Source organism: Robinsoniella sp. (genome assembly GCF_034124845.1).
The window spans coordinates 1-6609 of record NZ_JAWYAJ010000051.1; the positions used below are offsets into that span (position 1 = coordinate 1).

The 6609-nt window shown below is 40.9% G+C and carries 7 protein-coding genes; 5 read left to right on the plus strand and 2 right to left on the minus strand.

Annotation, left to right across the window (positions count from 1 at the left end; all coding sequences use genetic code 11):
* Positions 1–233: 233 nt before the first annotated feature.
* A complete protein-coding gene (rpmB, locus tag ACH2DQ_RS02660) occupies positions 234–419 on the minus strand; it encodes a 50S ribosomal protein L28 (RefSeq protein WP_027293983.1) in 186 nt (61 codons plus the stop codon).
* Between the two features lie 306 nt (positions 420–725).
* Between rpmB and ACH2DQ_RS02665 the strand changes: the two genes are divergently transcribed.
* The 4 genes from ACH2DQ_RS02665 to ACH2DQ_RS02680 all read left to right on the plus strand — a co-directional run bounded on the left by ACH2DQ_RS02665 (position 726) and on the right by ACH2DQ_RS02680 (position 5456).
* Positions 726–1082, plus strand: coding sequence for an Asp23/Gls24 family envelope stress response protein (locus ACH2DQ_RS02665; protein WP_394911179.1), 357 nt, complete (start codon positions 726–728; stop codon positions 1080–1082).
* A 52-nt stretch (positions 1083–1134) separates the two neighbouring features.
* Complete coding sequence (locus ACH2DQ_RS02670) at positions 1135–2778, plus strand: DAK2 domain-containing protein (protein ID WP_394911449.1); 1644 nt, start codon at positions 1135–1137, stop codon at positions 2776–2778.
* Between the two features lie 10 nt (positions 2779–2788).
* On the plus strand, positions 2789–4855 hold the full coding sequence (gene recG / locus ACH2DQ_RS02675) for an ATP-dependent DNA helicase RecG (RefSeq protein WP_394911180.1): 2067 nt from the start codon (positions 2789–2791) through the stop codon (positions 4853–4855).
* 91 nt (positions 4856–4946) lie between these two features.
* Positions 4947–5456 carry a DUF6465 family protein gene (locus tag ACH2DQ_RS02680; protein ID WP_394911181.1) on the plus strand — a complete coding sequence of 170 codons (510 nt, stop codon included), beginning with the start codon at positions 4947–4949 and terminating at the stop codon, positions 5454–5456.
* Between the two features lie 136 nt (positions 5457–5592).
* On the opposite strand, the gene ACH2DQ_RS02685 is transcribed toward ACH2DQ_RS02680, so the two are convergent.
* A complete protein-coding gene (locus ACH2DQ_RS02685; RefSeq protein ID WP_394911182.1) occupies positions 5593–5862 on the minus strand; it encodes a small, acid-soluble spore protein, alpha/beta type in 270 nt (89 codons plus the stop codon).
* A gap of 198 nt (positions 5863–6060) precedes the next feature.
* On the opposite strand from ACH2DQ_RS02685, the gene ACH2DQ_RS02690 reads away from it, so the two are divergent.
* The gene (locus tag ACH2DQ_RS02690; protein ID WP_394911183.1) at positions 6061–6453 is read left to right on the plus strand and encodes a methylglyoxal synthase; all 393 of its coding nucleotides are present in this window, start codon (positions 6061–6063) and stop codon (positions 6451–6453) included.
* Positions 6454–6609: the final 156 nt, after the last annotated feature.

Sequence of the window (6609 nt, forward strand, 5' to 3'; positions counted from 1 at the left end):
GCTTAATACTGACTGACAGCACGAAATTTATCAAAACGGTGAAGCAAATCTGTAAAGCGAATAGATTAAAATAAGCCAGTCCCAATGCCGATTTTCAGCATTGGGACTGGCTCTCGTACAGCGTTGCGTAAATCCCTGTAACATAGCAATTTAAGCAACGCTATACGAGCTGGTGTGTGGGAAGTCGTTTTCTGCAAAAAAACCTCTCAACCAATGGTGAGAGGTTCCTCTAACTAAGCTCTTTCAACTTTACCGGATCTTAAGCAAGAAGTACATACATACATCTTCTTAGCAGCTCCGTTAACTTTTACTTTAACTGATTTGATGTTAGATTTCCACATTTTGTTCGATCTTCTATGAGAATGACTCACATTGTTTCCGAAATGAGCACCCTTTTCACAAATAGCACATTTAGCCATGAATAAGCACCTCCTTGACTTTAATATTCGTCTTCACTCTTGCACAGCATTCCACAAATAATCAAATAATACACTTTGGTATTTCTAGAAAGAATATCTGGTGTATCGCTTCATTATTTGCGCAAGCCTGTACTGGATATAGACTCACAACACTAGTTATTCTATCAGATGGCACCATATTTTGCAAGTGAAAAATAAAAAATTATGAAATAAATTGTTAAAAATTAAAATTAATATTTCATTTTGTGTGAAAAGAGGGTATAATGTACGCAGAGATATTATAATTTAAAAGTTGGAGGTAACGATATGAAGGGACGCATGGATACAGATCTGGGTTCTATCTTGATTGATACTGATGTAATCGCTACTTATGCAGGCAGTGTTGCCGTTGAATGTTTTGGTATCGTTGGTATGGCTGCTGTTAATATGAAAGATGGTTTGGTAAAGCTCTTAAGAAAAGAAAGCCTGAAGCATGGGATTAACGTACGGGTGGAAGAAAATAAAATATCATTGGATTTTCATGTGATTGTGGCATATGGCGTAAGCATTTCAGCCGTTGCGGATAATTTACTCAGTAATGTAAAATATAAGGTAGAAGAGTTTACCGGCATGGAGATTGAAAAAATAAATGTTTACGTTGAAGGCGTAAGATCGATTGATTAAGGAGGAACTTGTTGTGGTAACAAATACGATAAATGCCAGTCTGTGTGCGAAGATGTTTCTGGCGGGTGCTAAAAATCTGGAGTCTAAGAAAGAATGGATCAATGAATTAAATGTATTCCCTGTTCCCGACGGAGATACAGGAACGAATATGACATTGACGATTATGTCTGCGGCAAAAGAGGTGGCGGCACTTACCGATCCTGACATGGAGGTGTTGGCGAAAGCGATTTCATCCGGTTCTTTAAGGGGAGCGAGAGGAAATTCGGGCGTTATTCTGTCACAGCTGTTTCGTGGCTTTACTAAAGGGATTAAAATGCACGAAGAAATTGATATCCAGATTTTGGCGGGTGCATTCCAAAAAGCGGTGGAGACCGCTTATAAAGCCGTTATGAAACCCAAGGAAGGGACGATTCTTACGGTAGCCAAAGGCGCTGCACAAAAGGCTGCAGAGCTTGCGGAGACAGATGTCAGTATGGAGCAGTTTCTAAAAGAAGTGATTGAGCATGCGGAGTATGTTCTGTCACAGACACCGGAGATGCTTCCGGTATTAAAAGAAGCCGGGGTGGTAGATTCCGGCGGACAGGGACTGGTGCAGGTTCTAAAAGGAGCTTATGACGGATTCCTTGGCAAAGAAATCGATTATACCATTGAGGGAGCGTCTGCACAGGGAAGTGTAACGAAGATTACCCCTCAGGCAGAAGCGGATATTAAGTTTGGATATTGTACAGAATTTATTATTATGACCAAAAGTGAATTGTCGGATAAACAGGAAATGGAATTTAAGGGATTCCTGGAATCCATTGGTGATTCCATTGTCGTTGTAGCTGATGAGGAGATTGTCAAGGTTCATGTACATACCAATGACCCTGGAAAGGCAATTTCCCGTGCACTGACTTATGGTGAGTTATCCCGCATGAAAATTGATAATATGAGGGAAGAACATCAGGAGAAACTGATCAAAGATGCAGAAAAGCTTGCGCTGCAGCAGCAGGCAGAAGATCAGGTAAAAGCACAGGCAGTTTCGGATGTGCCGCCAAAAGAAGCTGGCTTTATCTCTGTTTCCATCGGAGAAGGAATAGGGGAAATATTTAAAGGGCTTGGTGTGGATTACCTCATCGAAGGCGGACAGACTATGAATCCAAGTACGGAAGATATGTTAAATGCAATTGAAAAAGTGAATGCAGAGACCATTTATATCCTTCCAAACAATAAAAATATTATTCTTGCCGCAAACCAGGCAAAGCTGTTGACAAAAGATAAGAAAATTATTGTTATTCCTACTAAAACTGTGCCACAGGGAATTACGGCAATCATTAATTATATCCCGGAGAAAACGCCGGAAGAAAACGAAGCAGCCATGGTAGAAGAGATTCAGCATGTTAAAACTGGACAGATTACCTATGCAGTTCGCGATACTCATATTGATGACAAAGATATCAAAGAAGGCAATATTATGGGAATTGGTGATCATTCTATTCTGGCGGTTGGAGAAAAACTGGAAGCAGTGGCAAATGAGACGGTAGAATTGATGATGGATGATGATTCTGAGTTAATCAGCATCTATTATGGAGAAGAAGTAACAGAAGAGGCGGCAAACGAACTTGGGGATAAATTCCGCAGAGAATATCCGGACTGTGATGTAGAAGTTTATTCCGGAGGCCAGCCAATCTATTATTACGTGATTTCCGTAGAGTAACAGGTGAACTATGATGAATATGGAATCATCCATTCAGGAATTAAAAGGAATTGGTGAAAAGACGGTTCTGGTATTCCAGAAAGCAGGGATACAGACAATCGATGATCTGCTGAATTATTACCCCAGAAATTATGATACCTACGATAACATCGTGCAGGTATCTGAGATCTCGGACGATGATGTGTCTGCAGCAGTTTATGGTACGGTTGTGCAGACGCTGGACGTGAAAAGAGTCAGGCGGCTGCAGATCACCAATACCGTTATAAGGGATGACAGCGGCGGCATGATCCGCCTGACCTGGTTCAATATGCCCTATCTAAAAAACACATTGAAAAGGGGAAGTAAATATATATTCCGTGGGAAGATTTCACGCAAAGAACAGCAGTTGTTAATGGAACAACCTGCTGTTTTTCGTGTAGATCAATACCAGGAAATGCTCCATGTGATGCAGCCGGTCTATACCTTAGTACCCGGACTTACCAATAATATGATAACCAAAGCGGTGCGTCAGGCAATTCCACTTCTGGAAGAATATCATGATTATCTGCCGGAAGATATCAGAAAAGAATATCATCTGGCTGAATTTCACTATGCCATAGAGCAGATACACTTTCCAAAAGATATGCACGATGTGATGCTTGCCAGAAACCGGCTGGTATTCGATGAGTTTTTTCTGTTTATCCTGGCGCTTCGCCGTTTGAAAGACAGCACAGAAGATTTGTACCACAGTTTTCATATGCAGAAAACACCGCTGACGGATCAGATCATCGGGAACCTGAAATTCTCCTTAACCGGGGCACAGGCAAAGGTATGGAAAGAAATTGAAAAAGATTTGTTAAGTCCCAAAGTAATGGCAAGGCTGGTCCAGGGTGATGTTGGTTCCGGGAAAACCATACTTGCTATTCTGGCATTGATTATGACAGCCGAGAATGGATATCAAGGCTCCTTAATGGTACCTACGGAGGTATTGGCGGTACAGCATTTTGAATCCATTTCAGGACTTCTAAAGGAACAGCAGCTAGATTTTAAGCCGGTGCTTTTAACCGGATCCATGACGGCAAAAGAAAAAAGGACGGCATATGATAAAATAGAAACCGGGCTGGCAGATATCATCATTGGTACACATGCTCTCATTCAGGAAAAAGTGAATTACAAAAATCTGGCGCTGGTGATTACCGATGAACAGCACAGGTTTGGTGTACGCCAGAGGGAGGCGCTTTCCGAAAAGGGTGAAATGCCCCATGTGCTGGTTATGAGTGCTACGCCGATTCCCCGGACATTGGCTGTAATTCTGTACGGAGATTTGGATGTCTCCGTGATTGACGAACTTCCGGCTAACCGTCTGCCAATTAAAAACTGTGTGGTGGATACCAGGTACCGCCCAAAAGCATATGCTTTTATTCAAAATGAAGTTCAAGCAGGGCGCCAGGCTTACATCATCTGTCCTATGGTTGAAGAAAGCGAGACCATCGAGGCTGAAAATGTCATTGAGTATACCGACCGGCTGAGAGCAGCGCTGGATGGAAATATTCAGATTGAATATCTTCATGGGAAGATGAAACCAAAAGAAAAGAACAGCATTATGGAACGTTTTTTAAATCATGAAATTGATGTACTGGTTTCCACTACCGTGGTGGAGGTTGGTGTAAATGTACCAAATGCCACTGTAATGATGATAGAAAATGCAGAGCGCTTCGGTCTGGCACAGCTTCACCAGCTCCGTGGAAGAGTAGGACGGGGACAATACCAGTCTTACTGTATCATGGTGCGGGCGTCAGACAGCAAAAAAGTAAAAGAGCGTTTGGAAATTCTGAATAAATCCAACGATGGCTTTTTTATCGCCAGTGAGGATTTAAAACTCCGGGGACCGGGAGATGTATTCGGTGTGCGCCAAAGCGGTCTGCTGGAGTTTAAAATCGGGGATGTGTTTACGGATGCATCCATCCTGCAAAAGGCAAGTGAGGCTGCCCAGAATATTCTGGATCAGGGAGAATTGTCCGGAAAACCGGAGTACTTTTATCTGGATAAAAAACTCCGGGAGTACATGCTTTCAGGCTTTGTCCGTATCAATTTATAGAAGAAATAGTTGCTATTTTTGAAAAAATGGTATATTATGCTTTATGTAAATGATATATATGCATGGAAGTGTTTTGCGAGGAGGAAAATGTATGAAAACCGTAAAAGCAAACGTAAAAGAGACAGCAGCAGGTACGACAGAAGCCACTAAAGCAACAAAAACACCATCAAAGAGAGCAGTCAGGAAGGCAGAACCTGCTGCAAAAGCAGCAGAAGAAAAAGTTACGGAAGTAACAGAAGCAACAGAAGAGAAAACAGCGGAGAAGGCTCCGGCAGCGAAATCTACAGCAAAAACGAAAGCAGCGAAAACAGCGGCAAAGCCAGCAGCGAAACCTGCAGCTGAAAAAGCACCGGTTGAGAAAAAGCCAGCAGCAAAAAAAGCTCCGGCGAACAAAGCAGTTGTAAAAGAAACGATCTTTTTACAGTATCTTGGAAAAGAAATCAATGTAGAAGATATTACGAAACAGGCAAAGGAACATTGGACGAAGGTTTTGAAAAACAAAGCTGCGGATATTAAATCCATAGACGTATACTTAAAACCGGAAGAGAATGCGGCATATTTTGTAATCAACGGCGATGTGACCGGTAATGTGTACTTATAGATAAAAGCAAAAAGAAAGTTAATAACAGTGATACAGTTAATATCAGAAATTAAGTTATTAGCAAACAAAAAAGAAGCCCAGATAAAATTATCTGGGCCCTTTCTTTTGTCAAATACGAAAGAATTCGTTTTTGAGATTAGAACTGAGAAGTGCTTCCTGCAGACATGTTACCTGCAGACATGTTACCTGCTGGCATGCTTGCTCCGCCGGACATCTGTCTTTCCTGAGCTTCGATCATTTTCTTAACCATATAGCCACCAACGCTACCATTCTGTTTGGAAGTTAAGTTACCATTGTAACCATCTGTTAACGGAACTCCTAATTCGTTAGCTACCTCAAATTTGAAACGGTCTAAAGCTCCTTTTGCTTCTGGTACTGCTGCTGTGTTAGATGATCTGTTTGACATCATAACCCCTCCTTTTTTTCTGTCTGTTTTTTTTTATTTGCAATTTGTTATTGCCTTCCTAGTATATGAATTAATTGAAATTCTAAACTGGAAATTTTTTCAATTTTTTACAAATTTAGATAAAATCAAAAAAACATTTTCCATTTTCCCTATTTATATGTTATAATCGGTAGAAAGAAGAGAAAAAAGGATGGTTAGATGAATATCGGTATTATTGCACATAACACTAAAAAAAGTTTAATTGAAGATTTTTGTCTTGCATATAAGCATATACTTAGCAAACATGAAATTTATGCGACAGGAATTACGGGACGCCGTGTGGAAGATGTAACAAATCTCCGCGTTCACAAATTTCTCCCTGGAAGTGTGGGAGGAGATAAGCAGTTTACAGAGATGCTTGAGAGAAATGGCCTGGATATGGTAATCTTTTTCTACAACCCGGCGATGGTAGATCCTAAGGAGCCGGATATTTACACAATATCAAAATGTTGTGATAAATATAATATCCCAATTGCAACCAATATTGCAACTGCGGAATCTTTAATTCTTGGATTAGCTCATGGTGATCTTGAATGGAGATTACAGATATAAAATCTAAGAGAGGGGTGTAGCAGCATCCCTATTTTTTTGTGAATTTGTAACAGTTCAGACAAGCTGCCCTGTTACTGCAAAAATCCATTTATAATCGCTTACGCGATGGGATTTTTGCACTCCTGAATCACTTTCTCACGGTATGCGCAGTAAATG

What these genes read in the sequence shown, in the direction of transcription:
- ACH2DQ_RS02670 (WP_394911449.1), top strand. Translation starts at nt 1,135, where the DNA reads ATGTTTCTGGCGGGTGCTAAAAATCTGGAGTCTAAGAAAGAATGGATC.
- rpmB (WP_027293983.1), bottom strand. Translation starts at nt 419, where the DNA reads ATGGCTAAATGTGCTATTTGTGAAAAGGGTGCTCATTTCGGAAACAAT.
- ACH2DQ_RS02690 (WP_394911183.1), top strand. Translation starts at nt 6,061, where the DNA reads ATGAATATCGGTATTATTGCACATAACACTAAAAAAAGTTTAATTGAA.
- recG (WP_394911180.1), top strand. Translation starts at nt 2,789, where the DNA reads ATGATGAATATGGAATCATCCATTCAGGAATTAAAAGGAATTGGTGAA.
- ACH2DQ_RS02680 (WP_394911181.1), top strand. Translation starts at nt 4,947, where the DNA reads ATGAAAACCGTAAAAGCAAACGTAAAAGAGACAGCAGCAGGTACGACA.
- ACH2DQ_RS02685 (WP_394911182.1), bottom strand. Translation starts at nt 5,862, where the DNA reads ATGTCAAACAGATCATCTAACACAGCAGCAGTACCAGAAGCAAAAGGA.
- ACH2DQ_RS02665 (WP_394911179.1), top strand. Translation starts at nt 726, where the DNA reads ATGAAGGGACGCATGGATACAGATCTGGGTTCTATCTTGATTGATACT.